Raw genomic sequence first — 16925 nt, 5'->3', positions numbered from 1 at the left:
TGAATGTTTACTTTATTGCTTGAACCAAGTTGTCTCTCTCTCGTCATACTACTTTCTGTTATAGAAGTTTAAGAATAAGAAGCTAAATTCAAAGTGGAAGAGTTAAAAAAGCTAGTACAGATTATAAATAAGAAAGGAACTGCTGAATCTCCTTTGTTGGATTTGAGCAAAAAAAGTCAAAGCAAGGAATGGCTGCTCTATAATGGTTTAGCGCAAGGCAGTATTACTTCCGAAAAAGATGCTTTGGAGATATTGTACAGCGGATCTTCCTCCGGGGGCTTTAAAATGGTGAAGTCACGGTTGAGAAAGAAGCTGTTAAATCAACTGTATTTTCTAGACTTTTCTAGTCCGGGCAACAATCTTTCACATTCAGTGGAGCATGCTTGTATTGCTAAAATTTATCAGGCAAGGGTGTTGCTGAATTTAGGGGCTTATGATTTAGCTGAACCTGTATTGAAAGAAGTAATCAGCCTTGGCAAACAGATTAGCTTCTATGATGTGGTGCTCTTCTCTTTAAAAACCTTGTTGCTTGTATACACGAACTTGGGAGAAAAGAACCTTTTCTATAAAACCCAGCAGAAGATACAGGAGTTTCAAGAGTTATTTGCCGCTGACCATGAAGTGGAGCAGTTGTATTTAGAGTCTAAAGTGCAGTTGGGGCAAAGCGTGAAAGCCAGAAAACAATATTTGGCAAATGTTGACGATGTTCTAGAAAGAATGGAACAGCTGTGGCGTAAAGCGCAGTCATTCAACTCTTTTAGGTATTATTATCAGCTCTCAATTTGGGCTCAGGAGCTTAAAGGGAACTTTGAACAAATAATAGAACTAACTGAAAACTCTGAGAGACTGTTAAAAGAATACAGCATCAACTCTGAGTTCTTTGACCATAGATACAATAAGTACATACAAGTTTATGCCCATTTAAGAGCCAAAAAATTAGAAGAGGGTCTTAAGCTGGCGAGTATAAACGAAACAGCATTCAACCCTACCAGCAATAACTGGTTTGCCTATATGGAGAACTACTATCTGCTGGCTATGCATGCCAAAGAATATCTTGTGGCGCACACGGTGCTTCAGAAGATTTTTGGAAACACCTTTTTCAATAAGATCAATAAGCTGGCGCAGGAAAGGTGGCATCTGTTTTACGCTTATTTACATTTTGTCTCTCCTCAGGAAGGACAGACCTTTAAATTCAATTACCTGCTTAGAAACCTTCCAAGCTATAGCAATGACAAAGAAGGGTACAACGTAGCAATATTAATTTTACAGGTAATGTACTACCTGTACAGCGGAGACACGGAGTCTTTGATTTACCGGATGGAGGCTCTTAAGAAATATGCGCACAAGCATTTCAAAGATAGCTTTAGTGAGCGTAGCCGCACATTTTTCAAGCTTTTGGCGCTTATGGTGCAAAATGACTTTCAGCCTATGGTCATGCAAAGGAAAGGGCAATACCTATTTCAAAAGTTACAGCGTATTTCACCGCCCGGTGATGCCTATGCTGAAATTGAAATCATACCCTATGAGCATCTTTGGGAATTGATTATCCAAAGGCTAAAGGAGAAAAAGCTTAATGTGTAGCTAACGAGAAAGCTGGTAGATAATAGATGCGTTTAAAATATGCTGAGGCGTGGTGCTGTTTTCGAAAAATTAGACCCAAAACGCCTCAGCATATTTATTCTTAAACTCTATATTTCTTAGAACTGAATACGGTAGCCCAGGTAAGGATAAATTCCTAATTGATAGTAGGTTTTTGCTTTGTTTTCCTCCAGATCCCACCCATAGTACAGCTCATTACGGGTGTTGATGAAGTTGTCTGCGGCTGCAAATATCCAGTGAGTGGTTTTGCGGGTATTCAACTGGTATGAAAAGCGAATATCTGATCTGAAGTAATTCTTAAGTTGCGGAATGTAAGCATTACGCGTGTCGTAATAAATTTTGTCAGTGGGTTCGTTAATCGTTCTCTCCACGTCTATTGGAATAATTCTGCGGCCGCCTGAGTAATTAATCCTTAAATCAAGCGAAAGTAAATGACGGCGTTCATTGTCCAGTTCTATTTCTTTCCCCAGAAGTAAGTTTGAAACAAACCCCACACTGAATGCTGTTGGCCGTTCAACACCGTCGCCACCAGTAAACATAGATTGCATTAAACTTAAGTTGCCAAGCGCGTAAAATCCATTTTTTAAAAATCTTTCAGCGGTCAACTCTATTCCATAGTTTCGGCCCGTTCCTTCACTCACTACACTGTCTACCGTAGTGAATGAATAGTCAGTGCCTAAGTTAAGCATTGAAAAAGCTTCTTCACCTGACCTTTTGCTGACGGGTACATGGTAGTGGTGCTGGTAATATGTCTCGGCTTTCATGCGCCAAGTAGAATTTACATTAAAGTTATACCCTAACACGGCTTGTTTACTTCTGGTGAAATCAAGCTTGTTGTAAGGCTGACTGAATTCTGCGTGCTCCTGTGAAAAGAAGCGGTATTCATAATAAACCAATGGTTGGGTCTGGCTGTGCATGCCGGCAGCCAGATAAATTCGTTGAGCATCAGTTAGGTAATAGTTAACAGATACCCTTGGTTCTACGGCCGATTTGCCTCCTATAGAAAATTGCTGCGTATACACCCCCGCCTGAACATCAAGCCTTGCATTAACCGCTAATTTTGCCAGGGCATAACTTTGAATCAAAGCTGCTGATCCTTGGGCATCTAATGGGATTTCATATACATCACGCTGGTCTTGGTACATGATCTCCTGATTGTTATAGTACATCTTCTGCCAAGTGGCACCACCTTTCAGCAATAGGTTACTATAAGGCTTGAAGGTAAGGTTATATCGAGCAATAAGTTGCTGCTCATAATTACGTAAATAGTAGGAGAGGCGGGATGTCTGGTTTCGGTAAGTAGCTATACTGGTAGCCTCCACCTGGCTTCCAGAAGTAGAAAGAATGAATTGGGAGTTTAATTTTGGGGTAATGGGGAGCACATGCTGAAACCCGAACGCGTACATTTGGTTTTCAAGCGTAGGTTCCAATCTGAACCTGACTTTGCCCCAGGTGGTTGTGTCTTGATCAATATCATGCACCGTAATATGGCTGCTGCCTCCAATGCCCCACAGAGAAAATTTACCGGCTTTTGGTGTAGGTAACTCCAGTTTGAAAGCAGCATCTTGAAATTGAGGCAGCCCTTCGTACCCGAAATCAACTCCTAGTTTTTCAAGTGGTCTGAAATTGAAAAGCCGCATACTGCCCAAAAAAGACCCTCCCCACTTTTTCACCAAAGGGCCCTCCGTGACAACTTCTAAACCATTCAAGCCTAATTGAAAGGTGTTCTCAACTTTCTTATTGTTTCCTGTTCTTAACTTCACATCCATTACTGCGCCTATTCTGTTCCCATATTCGGCCGGGAAAGCACCTGTAAGAAAATCAGAGTTAGCGAGTAAGTTATTGTTCAGTAGACTAAAAGCGCCACCGCTGTTAGGAGTAAACGTAAAGTGGTTAGGGTTTGGAATTTCAACCCCTTCCAGACGCCAGAGAACTCCCAAGGGAGAATTGCCACGAACTATCAAGTCATTTCTTTGATCAGAAGCACTTAGTACGCCCGCATAGTTAGCGGCCATTCGGCTAGGGTCTTGCCTTGAACCGGCAAACCGGTTGATTTCATCTGTGCGTAAAGTATGTACAGATGAGGCGATTAACATGTTCTGTGGTAATGATTTATCGCTCTCAGATACAACCACTACTTCAGATTGTTGAATAAAGCTTTCTTCCATGGGTATGGAGAGTACCATTTCTTTTCCTGCCACTACCATGACATTGGTTATTTCTGTTTCTTGGTAGCCTAAGTAGGTCACTTTTAAGGAGTGACGCCCGATTGGTATCTGGTGAAAAGAAAAGGCCCCGTCAATGCCTGTGCTTACTACCTGCATGGGGTCTTGAGTAGACAGAATGACGGTGGCGCCTACCAGTGGGGTTTGTAGAGCTGCATCTAAAACCACACCTCTTAATGTTTGAGTATATGGTTTATGTGCCGTGACTACAATGGTTTGCTCTTTAGACTTTAGTACTATTTGATCTCCTACGATTTGGTAACTGAGATTAGAGCATTCACAAAGCTTTTCAAGCGCTTTACTGAGACTAACGGACGTAACCCGGCAAGAGATTCTATTAGCTAAAGGAAGGTTGTCATTGCTGTATGAAAAATTTAGAGAATACCGCCGCTCCAGATCTTTCAGAATAAATGAGATAGGCCTATGTTGGTAACTGAAGGTGATTTGAGTTTGCTCTTTTGGAGCCTGTTGCGCAAATGAGCCAACGCCGCAAAACGAAAAGACAATAGCGAAAAAGAATACTTTTACTGTCTTTGGCAAGGCCATGTGAATTAGATACAATGCCAGACGGCAGACTTTCAGAGGTTAACTACGCTAAGATCAGAAAATTAGGAATAATTACAAAAATGTATCTAAAATTTATAATAATCAGCACATTATAATTTTTGAATGACTTATACATAAAGCCCAAAGCAAAAGAATTACCCTTTATTTTAAGCCCCTTGCTACTGATGTATCAGCATAGAGAATTAGCTGCCACTTTAGATAGAACTATGAATTTACCTTAAATTATGGAGAAAAATGGTCGGAAGCGAGAGGCCTGTTTTCAGCTTAATTTTCAAAAAGTGGATCAAAAACAGAAGTACGGCAGTAACTTTTGAAATTACAGCTTAATAATTTTAGTATTTAAGATTAAGGACACAAAAAGCTTTATATAGGCTTATAAAGCATAAATGCCCGCCTTTTGATCAGGGCGGGCATTTATGCTAAAGTAAATAGAAGGAATGTTGTAGAGCTAGTTGCTGTCAATCAGTTTACCAGAGCTGGGGGTGTACTTAGTAATGGTAGGGGTACCACGGTAATAGATGTTCCCGCTGCCGGTAATAGTGGCGTCTAGATTGTCTTTTGCCCACACCTGCTGGTATCCTGAACCTGCCAAAATGATTTTTGCCGATTCAGCAGCCAGTGAAAAACCTTGTACTCTTCCTGAGCCACTCAAGGTAGTCTCTAACGTTTTAGCTTCGCCTACCAATACAATATCTCCTGAACCTGAGTGTAGAATATTTACTTCTGGCGTACTGCCTGTATACTTTATAGCGCCTGAGCCTGATAATATTAATCTCAACTTTTTGCTGGAGTAGACACTTTGCAGGCTTATTTCTGCTGAGCTTTTTAATTCTACATTTTCAAGTTCAGGTATAGAAATATAGAAAGTGGCTTCATCGTTAAAATACTCCAAACAAGACTCAGAACGAATAACTAATGTATTACCTACCACTTCAGTAATGATTTCTGGGTGTAGGTTAGCAAACGTTTTTACTTTCACTTCGTGTTGCGGCCCAGTAGTCACAAACACCATCCCAGGCAAACGAATATCTATTCCAGTAAAAGTAGTAAGGTCTCGTCTTTCTGTTGCGTTATTTCCTTTGCCTCTTAAACAGGGGCCAGAGCCAAGAATGTCGCAGGCAGAGAAAAAGCTGAGAGAAGCCAGCATCCAAAACAAAAGAATTATGCGACTAGCTTTCATGGTACGTTAAAAAAACCTTTAGCCAACCATTATTGGCAGCCTTGGCCAGATAAAAAATAAGTATTTGGAGCTTTTTGTTTTACAGTCATGTCAGTGGAGATAGCTAACACCTGTAGTATTTCACTCAGTTTCGGATTTTCAAATGTACCAGTGAAGGTGCATTTTAGTAGTTCTGGTGAAGAAGTTTCTACAGCTACCCCAAAAAATGCTGACAATTGCTGCGTTACTTCCTCAACAGTAGCTGCTTGAAAAGAAAGTGTTTTCCAAGAATTAGCAGATTGGAGAGCGGATTCTGTTTTATCCAGCTTACCGTCAGCGTGAAGTGTGCCGGTGTAACCTGGGGTCAGAATGACTTCCTCTCCATTTCTTTCTGATGAAAGCGATACTTTTCCGGTGACAACTGCTACTGTTACTTCGTCAGAGTTTTCAAGAGCCTTTACATTGAAGGAAGTACCTAACACTTGGGTTCTGGCGTCACCACTTTCAATGATGAATGGTTGATCAGGGTTTTTCTTTATATCAAAGAAACCTTCCCCGGTTAACTCAACTTTTCTCTCTGTGCCGTTAAAAGCTGTTTGGTAGCGCAGGGTTGAGTTGCTATTCAAGATTACCTGGCTGCTGTCCGGCAGATAGAAAGTTTTACGCTCTCCGGAAAGAGTGGCAACCTGAGCCCAGTCTGCAGACTGATTAAAATTGAAATATCCTACCCAAGCTAACCCGGCAGCTAGTATGAAAACAGCAGCGTAACGGTACACATGGTTCCAGTTGAAGAGAGGGCGTACAACTGCTTCTTGCTGAGTTGATTCAGGTGCAGAATGAATAGGGGCAATGTTGGCTTTGCTGCAGACTTTTTCCCAGGCAAGCTGGGCATCTGGTTCAAAAGAATTGTCATGAATGCTGCCAACTTCATCCCAGGTTTCTAAGGCCTCAGCCCATTGTTCAGCGTGATTACTGTCAGCATTGAGCCAAAGGTTGAATTCCTCTTGCTCTTGTGCTGACATCTCACCCTTAAGGGCTTTAGCCATCAGTACCCACTCTGGATTTTCGCGGGAGTTTAATGTTGTTTGTGTCATGTCCTCGATAAGACAGGTAAAACGGGTGTTACCCCTACGCTTATTTTAACTATTTCTTAAAGTAATGTGCTGGTTTGGCTGAGTTCTGCTAAAGTACTTGATATTGAAACACCTATGATCAATAATAAAAGTCGCTCGCGCAGAATACGAAGTGCTTTTCCCATCTGGTTTTCTACCGTTTTCGGGGACAAGTTCAAGGTTTCAGCTATTTCTTTGTAGGTCAATTCTTCAAACCTGCTCATTTCAAATATGATGCGGCATTGCGGGGGCAGTTGCTCTAATGCCTGGTGCACTCTTTCCTCCATTTCCGAGCCTTCCAGCAGTTCCATGGTGGTGTTGGCGGTGAATGTATTTTCGAATGAGGAAGAGTCTTCTGTTAAAACCAGCCTTTTTTGTTTTTCAATGTAGTTCAGGGCCTGGTTGGTGACAGAACGCACTAAATAGGCTTTGTAGGAGGTGCTTACCTCCAGCACCTCTCGGTTCTGCCATATTTTACAGAAGACTTCCTGCACTAGATCTTCTGCGGCCTCGGTATCTTTGGTGAAGCGCACGGCGGTACGGCAAAGAAGTCCATAGTACTGTTTAAACAGCGCCTCCATAAATTTGGCCTCATTGATTTTGAGCAGTTCGTGCAGGTCCTGCTCAAGGGCTGGTAGAAGTGCAGCCATAGGTACTGATATTAAGTGTTATGCAAAGATAAAAGAAGCTTCTCACCATCCTAATTCCTCTTCTTAAAATCAGGGGATAATGGCTTTATATTTCGATTTTTTGCTTAACTATGACTTTTGTTAGAATACGTTCACAGTGCTACATCTGCTATGAGGCAAGAAATTTTGAAAAACGACCCTAAGGTGCTGCGTGCCTGGTGTTTCTATGACTGGGCTAATTCAGTGTATTCTCTGGTGATTACTACTGCTATTTTCCCTATTTATTATGTAGCCATCACCAAAACAGACCAAGGAGACATGGTTAACTTCTTTGGCTGGGAGATTTCGGCTTCGGTGCTTTACAGTTATGCCCTTACAGGTGCTTTTTTGACCATTGCCTTTCTGAGTCCGTTGCTTACAGCTATTGCTGATTACGGTGGTAACAAGAAAGCGTTTATGCGCTTTTTCTGCTATATGGGTTCTCTTGCCTGCATGGGGCTTTTCTTCTTCACTATGCAAACATTTGCGGTGTCTGTACTTCTTTTTATGATAGCAGCCATTGGATTTAGCGGCAGTATCGTTTTTTATAACGCTTACCTGCCAGAAATTGCTACGGAAGATCAGTTTGACAAGCTCAGTGCCCGTGGTTTCTCCTTGGGTTATATTGGCAGTATGATTCTATTGATACTTTCTCTGGCGCTGGTGTTGTTCCCGGAGGTGTTTGGCATTGAGAATGACGCTCTACCGGCCAGAATCTCTTTTTTAATGACCGGGCTCTGGTGGTTTGGCTTTTCTCAGTACTCTTTTGCTTACCTGCCCAGTAACCCCTATCATAAAAAGGCAGAGGGTAACTACTTGCTCAATGGCTTCAAAGAGTTGGCAAGGGTTTTTGTAATGCTTAAACACCTGCCTTTACTGAAGCGGTTCTTGCTGTCTTTCTTCTTTTACAACATGGGCGTCCAAACCGTTATGTATGTGGCTTCTTTGTTTGGGTCAAAAGAACTGGGGCTGGAAACCCAGGCGCTAATAACTGTACTGCTTATTATACAGGGAGTAGCTATTGGCGGCGCATACTTTTTTGCTTGGTTATCTGGCCGCATAGGTAACACGAAGGCACTAGCCTGGGCAGTTCTGGTGTGGGTGGGAATAACCATTGGGGCGTATTTTGTCTATACCGGAACACAGTATTACATATTGGCCTTTGTGGTGGGAGCAGTGATGGGAGGAGTACAGTCCTTGTCGCGTTCAACATACAGCAAGTTGCTTCCTGAAACTACTGATCACGCATCCTTCTTCAGCTTTTATGATATTTGTGATAAGGTGGGTTTGGCGTTAGGTACTCTTGCCTTTGGAATTACGGAGCAGATATTTGGGTCTATGCGAAACAGTATTCTGACTCTGTTGGTGTTCTTTGTGATTGGCTTAGTGGTGCTGTATTCTATTCGTACTAAACGTTTAGCTCCAACTACTGATTAGTGTTTTGTTATTGTAACTAGTTTATTTCCTTGTTATTAATCTATGTTTGTTAAAGATGTAGTTGATAATAGTGTACGGTTTTGCTAGTGACTTACTATTAAGTTCGTGAGCTTTATAGCTTCAACTAAAACTAAAAACGGCAACCATTATTGGTTGCCGTTTTTAGTTTTGTTTTCAGAAAAGTAGGCCTAAAACGCTATTTTTGGCTGTACAGTTTTTCGCCGTTAATGTAGGTGCTAAATACTTTCAAAGCTCTTATTTCTTCTGGTTGAATGGTCATGATGTCCTTATCCAAAATCACGAAATCGGCTACTTTTCCAACTTCTATACTTCCTTTCTGCTTTTCCTCAAAATTTGCGTAGGCAGCCCAAATGGTAGTACCTCTTAAGGCTTGTTCTCTTGTAAGGGCTTCATCTTTCTGAAAGCCACCGTCTGGGTAGTTCTTGGCATCTTGCCTGGCTATGGCGGCATGGAATCCATACAACGGATTAATGTCCTCTACCGGAAAATCAGATCCTAGAGGTAGCATACCATTCTGTTGCAGCAAGGTTTTGAAGGTATAGGCGTGTTTGATTCGCTCTTTTCCCAATCTATCTCCGGCCCAGTACATATCAGAAGTGGCATGTGTAGGCTGCACAGAAGGCAAAATCTGGTATTTGCCGAAAAGAGCCACGTCTTCAGGGTTTACCACCTGCGCGTGCTCAATTCGCCACCGACGGTCGTTTTTGCCTTTTAATAAATCACCATAGATCTGAAGCATCAGGCGGTTAGATGAATCACCAATGGCATGGGTGTTCATCTGGAAGTTGTGCTCGTATAATTCCTTCGCCAGGTCTTTGTACTCCTGTACCGCCTGCAGCAGAAACCCAGATTCATTGGGTCGGTCAGAGTATGGCTGAAGCAAGCTAGCGCCTCTTGAGCCTAGCGCTCCATCACCGTACACTTTAAAAGACCGCACATTTAGTCTTTCTGTTGTGTAAGGACCATTTTTAAAATAATGGGCCTTATTTTCTGGGGTAGGGCTTAACATTGCATAAACCCGCATCTTCAATTCACCAGTTTTCTGAAGCGAATCAATCAGATCAATGGCGCTTTTTGGTAAACCTGCGTCTACCACGGTAGTTAAGCCAACAGCAAACAGATTCTGCTCCGCGTCTTTCAGAGCATCTGTCATTTCCTGAGCCGATGGATTGGGTATTTGGGCGTAAACAGGTGAAGAGGCCAGATCAATGAGGATGCCAGTGAGCTTGCCGTCTTTCACCTCTACCAAGCCCCCTTGCATTTTAGACTGTGGCGTGATACCAGCCAGGTCTAATGCTTTTTGGTTGGCTAACGCAGCATGCCCATCTATCCGTTCTATAATAACGGGTACATTGGGGAACAGCTGGTCCAGCGTGTCTTTAGTGGGGAATTGCTTTACTTCCCAATCATTTTGATCCCAACCTCGCCCGGTCAGCCATTCCGCGTCTGGATATTCTTTTCTGTGCTTCTGCAGCCGTTGTACCACCTCAGAAAAAGAGGTTGAACCCACAAGGTCCGCCTCTCTTAAACCCAGAGCATACCCATAGTAATGGGCATGGGCATCAATCAAACCTGGATATACCGGTTTGCCTTGTGCATCTATTTCCTCAGTGGCGGAATATTTTCCTTTTATGTCAGAGGTGCTACCTACGGCAATGATTTTGCCGTCTTTCACAGCAAAAGCCTGGGCTTTATCAAATGCTGTGTTCACGGTATACACGGTGGCATTATATACCAAAAGGTCTGCCTGCTCAGTTTTCTGGCAAGAGGAGAGAAGGGCCAGGCCCAATAGGGCGGCCGCTCCCAGTTGTCTCCAACTTTTAATCATAGCGTAAGTGCTTCACTGATTCTCCTGAGTCGCGAAGTTCCAGGAGGGAGTCAATGCCTATTTGAAGGTGTTTGGTTACATAGTCAGCGGTTACCCGCACATCACTTTCGGCAGTTTTCACACCGTCTGGGGTCATGGGATTGTCAGACACCAAAAGCAGAGCTCCATGCGGTATGTCATTCATGAAGCCCACTACAAAGATAGTGGCAGTTTCCATATCTACACCTAAGGCTCTGATGGAGCGAAGGTATTCTTTGAAATCTTCGTCATGCTCCCATACACGGCGGTTGGTGGTGTAGACGGTGCCTGTCCAATAGTCCATCTCGTGCTTCTTGATCATGGAAGACACGGCACGCTGCAAGCGGAAAGAAGGCAACGCCGGAATTTCTGGTGGAAGATAATCATCAGAGGTTCCCTCGCCCCGTATTGCCGCTATAGGTAAAATCAGGTCTCCCAGCTTAGATTTTTTCAGTCCTCCGCATTTACCAAGGAACAAGGCCGCTTTGGGTTTAATGGCAGAAAGTAAATCCATTACCGTGGCGGCCATGGCACTTCCCATTCCGAAGTTGATGATGGTAATGTTCTCGGCGGTGGCTGTCTGCATAGGCTTGTCGGTGCCTTTTATTTCTACCTCAAACTGGTCTGCGAACATAACCACATAATTGAGGAAGTTGGTTAGCAAGATGTATTCACCAAATTCATTCAACGGGCGCCCGGTATACCGCGGAAGCCAGTTCTCTACAATCTCCTGTTTTGTTTTCATAGTTTGTTTTTGATCTGATTTTAGAAAAACGGCCGTAAAACGGCTCTGCCATTTGTTACTTCTTATCTTTGGGGGATGGAGCAGCTTTCTTTGCCGTCATTTTCCTACAAACTTAAGGAATCTGAAGGGAAAACTCTTATACATGATGTTATCCGCCGGAAATGGCTTGTGCTGACTCCTGAGGAGTGGGTTCGCCAACACATGGTGCACTTTCTGCACAACTTCCTTGGGTTTCCGCTCTCACTCATGAACGTGGAACGAGGCACCACCTACAATAAGTTACAGAAACGAACCGATATCTGTGTTTACAGCTCAGCTGGTACTCCTTTGTTGCTGATAGAATGTAAAGCACCTGATGTACGCATCACCAACAATACGGTTCAGCAGGCAGCGGTGTACAATCAAACCATAAAAGCTTCTTACCTTTTGGTGACCAACGGCATTCATCATTTTTGTTGGCGGGTTGCCTCAGACGGTGTTTCTCTTGAGCCACTACAAGAGTTACCTACCTTTGAGCAGATCAACCTGCACTGAGTTTTTTATGATAAAGCTTGTCTGTATTCATGAATGAAAGCTATATATTATCACTTTTGACCTGTATGATCGGCTCTTGTTAATTCCTTCAAACCCAAAAGGTAAGATTAAGCTTTATAAAAGGCTTTCAGTCTTTACAAAATCTGTTACTCCAATATTATTAGGAGAATCACCCACAAACAAAATCGCCTTCTGAAGAATCAGAAGGCCGATAATTTTAATGTAATTATTAGATTTAAGCCAAAACTTCGGCTACGTTAACATATGGAAGGTTGAAAGCCTGGGCAACGCCTGGGTACACAACTTTACCGTCAACCACGTTCAATCCTAATTTCAGCTCTTCACGCTCCTGGCAAGCTTGCTTCCAGCCTTTGTTTGCCAAAAGCAAAGCGTAAGGTAAAGTAGCGTTTGTAAGGGCTAGGGTAGAAGTATAAGGAACCGCGCCTGGCATGTTGGCAACGCAGTAGTGAACTACATCGTCAATGATGTAAGTAGGGTTTTCGTGGGTAGTAGGCTTGCAAGTTTCAATGCAACCTCCCTGATCTACGGCAACGTCTACCAACACCGTACCTGGGCGCATGTCTTTCAGCATGTCGCGGGTGATGAGGTGAGGGGCTTTGGCACCCGGAATCAACACTGCTCCAATGATCAAATCAGCTGTTTTAATAGCTTCTTTAATATTGTAGTGGTTAGACATAACGGTTCTCACGTTGGCAGGCATAAAGTCGTCCAGTTCGCGCAGACGCTTTAGGCTAATGTCCATTATGGTCACGTTGGCACCGAAACCAGCCGCAATTTTAGCAGCCTGGGTTCCTACTATACCACCACCTAACACCAATACATTGGCTGGGGAAACGCCTGGTACACCTCCTAGTAAAATACCACGGCCTTTTAAAGGCTTCTCCAGGTATTTAGCACCTTCCTGAGGAGCCATACGTCCGGCAACCTCGCTCATTGGCACCAGCAACGGAAGTGAGCGGTCTTTCAACTCAACTGTCTCGTAAGCAAGGCAGATAGCTTTGCGCTCAATCATAGCATGCGTTAGCGGCTCATATGAGGCAAAGTGGAAATAAGTGAACAATAACTGGCCTTCCTTGATAAGGTTATACTCCTGCTCAATCGGCTCTTTTACCTTTACAATCATCTCCGCGATGTTGTACACTTCTTCAATGGAAGGAAGAATAGTGGCGCCAGCGGCTACATACTCTTCGTCTGAGAAGCCACTACCTTCACCGGCGGTAGTTTGAACAAAAACGGTATGCCCGTTTTTTACAAACTCGGCCACGCCACCCGGGGTGATGGCTACGCGGTTCTCGTTGTTTTTTATCTCCTTAGGAAGACCAATAATCATTTTCTGATTTTTTTAGGTGTTGGTGAAAAAGTGCGCAAATATACATGAACCTGCCATCAAAGTATTACCCTTTAAAAGATTTATGTAAATAATTGCCAAAGTTGATTGTTTTTAGCCCTATTTTTTAAAAACTGGTCAAAAACAGAAATAGCCGGAAATAAAAAAAGGCAGTAACTTAGTTACTGCCATTAGTACAAAATAAAACTATGAAAAAACTATTTGAAAGGCACTGAGGCCTTGTTCACCTTAACAGCACTCTGTTTTGCCAGGCTCTCAACAACGTTAGCTTTAAGCGTGATGGTGGCCGGAGAACCAGTGATATCATTAGAAACTAAGTTTACAGTTTCAATTCTATTGCTTAACACCTGCGGATTATAAGTTAGTTCCAATTTAGCTGATTGCCCTGGCTTTACTACAGAAGGGGACATTTTATAAACCACACAGTTGCATGATGACTGTAATTTAGAAACCGTTAAATCTTCTTTACCCGTATTTTTAACGGAAAATTTAGCCGTTACTTTCTGTCCTTTTTCCACCTTACCAAAATCATAGGTAGAGCTGGCCAAATTAATTTTTGGCGAGTTCTCCAATTGGGCTTTGGTTGGGGCAGGAGTGGCAGATTTCTCTACCACTGTTCCTTTGATGAACAGCATTTGAGTATCTGGGGTTCCGTTGGAGGTAACGGTCAAGGCTTTGTTGAACTGACCCATGGCTGCAGCGTTGTAACCAGCCTTAATCACAGCAGTTTTACCAGGTAAAATAGGCTCTTTAGACCATTCAGGGGTGGTACAGCCGCAAGAAGCTTGCACATTAGAAATCAAAACAGGTTCATTTCCCGTATTCTTCACTACAAAATCATAGGTAGCAGGCACACCTTGGGGTATAGTACCAAAATCATGTACTTCTTTCTCAAAGGTTAGCACCCCTTGGGCTGAGACAAATCCCTGCGTCAGCATTACCAATGCCAAAACCAGGAGTAAAGAGATTTTTTTCATAATTCTTTTTAAGGTTTAATCCTTTTTAAAAGGCCCTTCTAAGGCCAAAACAAAAATAGATAAAAATAGTTCGAGTTGCCATAAAAATATGTAGCAACATGGAGGCAGGGGCATTTTCATTTGAAAATGGGCTAAAATCTGCGTAGTTTTGACTTTAAAAATCCTAATCTGAACCTACCATATCCTATAACGCATGCAAACCCTTGAACGGACAAACAAGCTTTCCCTTACCAAAGAAGAAATGTTGCAGGATTACCGTATAGCCTGTGAAAGCCGGCAGGCCAGCCTTACTGGCCGAAAGGAGGTATTCATGGGGAAAGCCAAGTTCGGGATATTCGGTGATGGGAAAGAAGTGGCGCAGTTGGCCATGGCTAAGTTCTTCCGCAACGGCGATTTTCGTTCGGGATATTACCGTGACCAAACATTTATGATGGCCATAGGGGAGCTGACCGTACAACAGTTCTTCGCTCAATTATATGCCCACGCCGATGTGGAGCAGGAGCCCTCAACTGCCGGGCGTAGCATGACCGGCCACTTCGGTACCCGCTTGCTGGACGAAGAAGGGAAATGGAAACCTCAGACAACTGCCAAAAACTCATCAGCTGATATTTCACCTACCGGAGCTCAGATGCCCCGCCTGTTAGGCTTGGCTTATGCCTCTAAACTTTACCGCCAAAACCCAGAGCTGCATCAGTTCAAAGATTTTTCGATCAAGGGCAACGAAATAGCCTTTGGTACTATTGGTAACGCCTCCACCTCTGAAGGAGTATTTTTTGAAACCATCAATGCCGGCGGAGTACTGCAGGTTCCTATGCTGGTTTCTGTGTGGGATGATGGGTACGGCATTTCGGTTCCTGCCAAATACCAGACCACCAAGAGCAGTATCTCAGAAATACTGGCGGGTTTCCAGCGTGATGCGCCAGGAGAACAGGGCTACGAGATCTTTAAAGTAAAGGGTTGGGATTATGCGGGGCTGTGCGAAGTATACCACAAAGCAACGCAGGTCTGCCGTGAGCAGCATGTGCCGGTATTAATTCACGTAGAGGAAATGACGCAACCCCAAGGTCATTCCACCTCAGGGTCGCATGAGCGTTATAAATCAAAGGAGCGCCTGGCTTGGGAAGAAGAGTATGACTGCATTAAGCAAATGCGGAAATGGCTGCTGGACAATGAGTATGCCACTCATGAAGAGCTAAACCATATAGAGGCAGAAGCCAAGGAAGCCGTAAAAGTTTCAAGAGCCAATGCCTGGAAAGCCTTCAATGAAGGGATCTTAGCAGACCATAACCAGTGCCTTGCCTTATTAGAGAACTTGGCTCAGTCTGTAGACAACAATTCGTCTGAAATTGCCTCTATCAGAGAAGAGTTAAGCAAAACCTTGAATCCCTTACGCTCAGACTCCATCAGGGCTGCCCGTAAAGCGTTGCGATACGTGCGCCAGGAAAAGAGCAGAGCTAAGCGGGAGTTGATAGAGTGGTTAGAGACTGTGCAGGGAGAAAATACCGAGCGCTTTAACTCTTATCTGTACAGCCAGTCAGACGAGTCGGTGATGATGGTGGAAGAGGTGAAAGCCGAATTCAATGAAGACAGCCCACTGGTTGACGGCCGCGAGGTGCTGCAGGCATGCTTTGACGCCGCTCTGGCACGCGAGCCCCGCCTGTTCGCAGTGGGGGAAGATGTTGGTAAAATAGGTGACGTGAACCAAGCTTTTGCCGGATTACAAGATAAATACGGAGAGCTACGGGTAACTGATGCCGGCATAAGGGAGTGTACCATCATTGGGCAGGGAATAGGAGCTGCGTTAAGAGGCTTACGCCCTATTGCTGAAATACAATACTTAGATTATCTCTTATATGCCATTCAGATTCTTAGTGATGATTTGGCCAGCTTGCAGTACCGCACCAAAGGCGGACAGAAAGCGCCAGTTATTGTAAGAACGCGTGGTCACCGTTTAGAAGGGGTTTGGCACTCTGGCTCACCCATGGGTATGATCTTGCATAGCCTTAGAGGCATGCATGTGTTAGTACCACGCAACATGACCCAAGCGGCAGGCTTCTACAATACCCTGTTAAAGGCTGATGAGCCGGCATTGGTAGTGGAGTGTTTGAACGGCTACCGCTTAAAAGAAAAATTACCTGCCAACATAGGTGAGTTCACCGTGCCACTAGGGCAGCCAGAAGTACTAAGAAAAGGAACGGACATAACTGTGGTTACATACGGTTCTATGTGCCGCATAGTAATGGATGCCGCCGAGCAGCTAGATCAAGTAGGTATCTCTGTTGAGGTGATTGATGTACAGACGCTGCTGCCATTTGACGTGGAGCATACCATCACAGATTCTATCAGAAAAACAAATAGAGTTTTGTTTACAGATGAAGATGTTTCTGGTGGTGCCACGGGCTTTATGATGCAGAAAGTAGTGGACGAGCAGGAGGCTTGGCGCTTCTTGGACTCAAAACCAGCAACGCTGTCGGCGCATGACCACCGGCCTTCCTATTCTACTGACGGAGACTATTTTTCTAAGCCTAATGCAGAGGATGTGTTTGAAACGGTTTATGCTATCATGAATGAAGCTGACCCAGTTACATACCCGTCGCTGTTCTAGAATTGAATATTACATATAAAAAGAGGCGGCACGTAAATAAACGTGCGCCTCTTTTTATATG

Annotated in this window: 12 protein-coding genes; 4 read left to right on the top strand and 8 right to left on the bottom strand. The window is 43.7% G+C overall.

Translation table 11 applies throughout. The features are described from left to right. The first annotated feature begins 93 nt into the window (after nt 1-93). Entirely contained in the window at nt 94-1581 is a 1488-nt protein-coding gene (locus tag A8O23_RS01970; protein WP_066615945.1) for a hypothetical protein, read from the top strand. A gap of 116 nt (nt 1582-1697) precedes the next feature. Here the strand turns inward: A8O23_RS01970 and A8O23_RS01965 are convergent, their stop codons facing one another. The 4 genes from A8O23_RS01965 to A8O23_RS01950 all read right to left on the bottom strand — a co-directional run bounded on the left by A8O23_RS01965 (nt 1698) and on the right by A8O23_RS01950 (nt 7312). Next, a complete protein-coding gene (locus A8O23_RS01965; RefSeq protein WP_066615936.1) occupies nt 1698-4370 on the bottom strand; it encodes a carboxypeptidase regulatory-like domain-containing protein in 2673 nt (890 codons plus the stop codon). Between the two features lie 469 nt (nt 4371-4839). Next, nucleotides 4840-5571, bottom strand: coding sequence for a head GIN domain-containing protein (locus A8O23_RS01960; protein ID WP_082882854.1), 732 nt, complete (start codon nt 5569-5571; stop codon nt 4840-4842). 29 nt (nt 5572-5600) lie between these two features. Then, the gene (locus A8O23_RS01955; protein ID WP_066615932.1) at nt 5601-6644 is read right to left on the bottom strand and encodes a FecR family protein; all 1044 of its coding nucleotides are present in this window, start codon (nt 6642-6644) and stop codon (nt 5601-5603) included. Between the two features lie 56 nt (nt 6645-6700). After that, complete coding sequence (locus tag A8O23_RS01950; RefSeq protein WP_066615930.1) at nt 6701-7312, bottom strand: RNA polymerase sigma-70 factor; 612 nt, start codon at nt 7310-7312, stop codon at nt 6701-6703. Between the two features lie 150 nt (nt 7313-7462). Here A8O23_RS01950 and A8O23_RS01945 point away from each other — a divergent pair, with 150 nt between their 5' ends. Then, nucleotides 7463-8767 carry an MFS transporter gene (locus A8O23_RS01945; RefSeq protein ID WP_192849028.1) on the top strand — a complete coding sequence of 435 codons (1305 nt, stop codon included), beginning with the start codon at nt 7463-7465 and terminating at the stop codon, nt 8765-8767. A gap of 196 nt (nt 8768-8963) precedes the next feature. Here the strand turns inward: A8O23_RS01945 and A8O23_RS01940 are convergent, their stop codons facing one another. Together A8O23_RS01940 and A8O23_RS01935 are read right to left on the bottom strand one after the other, a co-directional pair. After that, complete coding sequence (locus A8O23_RS01940; protein ID WP_066615928.1) at nt 8964-10616, bottom strand: amidohydrolase; 1653 nt, start codon at nt 10614-10616, stop codon at nt 8964-8966. Further along, nucleotides 10609-11379, bottom strand: coding sequence for an AMP nucleosidase (locus A8O23_RS01935; RefSeq protein WP_066615926.1), 771 nt, complete (start codon nt 11377-11379; stop codon nt 10609-10611). The genes A8O23_RS01940 and A8O23_RS01935 overlap by 8 nt, the downstream gene beginning before the upstream one ends. 90 nt (nt 11380-11469) lie before the next feature. Here A8O23_RS01935 and A8O23_RS01930 point away from each other — a divergent pair, with 90 nt between their 5' ends. Continuing rightward, a complete protein-coding gene (locus A8O23_RS01930; RefSeq protein ID WP_239693309.1) occupies nt 11470-11913 on the top strand; it encodes a type I restriction enzyme HsdR N-terminal domain-containing protein in 444 nt (147 codons plus the stop codon). Nucleotides 11914-12148: 235 nt separating this feature from the next. Here the strand turns inward: A8O23_RS01930 and ald are convergent, their stop codons facing one another. Both ald and A8O23_RS21530 read right to left on the bottom strand, forming a co-directional pair. Further along, a complete protein-coding gene (gene ald, locus A8O23_RS01925) occupies nt 12149-13264 on the bottom strand; it encodes an alanine dehydrogenase (protein ID WP_066615921.1) in 1116 nt (371 codons plus the stop codon). 215 nt (nt 13265-13479) lie between these two features. Then, nucleotides 13480-14259, bottom strand: coding sequence for a DUF1573 domain-containing protein (locus A8O23_RS21530; RefSeq protein ID WP_161486680.1), 780 nt, complete (start codon nt 14257-14259; stop codon nt 13480-13482). Between the two features lie 193 nt (nt 14260-14452). Here A8O23_RS21530 and A8O23_RS01915 point away from each other — a divergent pair, with 193 nt between their 5' ends. After that, nucleotides 14453-16864, top strand: coding sequence for an alpha-ketoacid dehydrogenase subunit alpha/beta (locus A8O23_RS01915; RefSeq protein WP_066615916.1), 2412 nt, complete (start codon nt 14453-14455; stop codon nt 16862-16864). Nucleotides 16865-16925 lie beyond the last annotated feature (61 nt).

The sequence above is a fragment of the Rufibacter roseus genome (assembly GCF_001647285.1).
In the GTDB taxonomy this organism is placed as follows: domain Bacteria; phylum Bacteroidota; class Bacteroidia; order Cytophagales; family Hymenobacteraceae; genus Nibribacter; species Nibribacter roseus.
This window is presented reverse-complemented; position numbering and strand designations above follow the sequence as displayed.

What these genes read in the sequence shown, in the direction of transcription:
- A8O23_RS01965 (WP_066615936.1), bottom strand. Translation starts at nt 4,370, where the DNA reads ATGGCCTTGCCAAAGACAGTAAAAGTATTCTTTTTCGCTATTGTCTTT.
- A8O23_RS01960 (WP_082882854.1), bottom strand. Translation starts at nt 5,571, where the DNA reads ATGAAAGCTAGTCGCATAATTCTTTTGTTTTGGATGCTGGCTTCTCTC.
- A8O23_RS01955 (WP_066615932.1), bottom strand. Translation starts at nt 6,644, where the DNA reads ATGACACAAACAACATTAAACTCCCGCGAAAATCCAGAGTGGGTACTG.
- A8O23_RS01950 (WP_066615930.1), bottom strand. Translation starts at nt 7,312, where the DNA reads ATGGCTGCACTTCTACCAGCCCTTGAGCAGGACCTGCACGAACTGCTC.
- A8O23_RS01945 (WP_192849028.1), top strand. Translation starts at nt 7,463, where the DNA reads ATGAGGCAAGAAATTTTGAAAAACGACCCTAAGGTGCTGCGTGCCTGG.
- A8O23_RS01940 (WP_066615928.1), bottom strand. Translation starts at nt 10,616, where the DNA reads ATGATTAAAAGTTGGAGACAACTGGGAGCGGCCGCCCTATTGGGCCTG.
- A8O23_RS01935 (WP_066615926.1), bottom strand. Translation starts at nt 11,379, where the DNA reads ATGAAAACAAAACAGGAGATTGTAGAGAACTGGCTTCCGCGGTATACC.
- ald (WP_066615921.1), bottom strand. Translation starts at nt 13,264, where the DNA reads ATGATTATTGGTCTTCCTAAGGAGATAAAAAACAACGAGAACCGCGTA.
- A8O23_RS21530 (WP_161486680.1), bottom strand. Translation starts at nt 14,259, where the DNA reads ATGAAAAAAATCTCTTTACTCCTGGTTTTGGCATTGGTAATGCTGACG.
- A8O23_RS01915 (WP_066615916.1), top strand. Translation starts at nt 14,453, where the DNA reads ATGCAAACCCTTGAACGGACAAACAAGCTTTCCCTTACCAAAGAAGAA.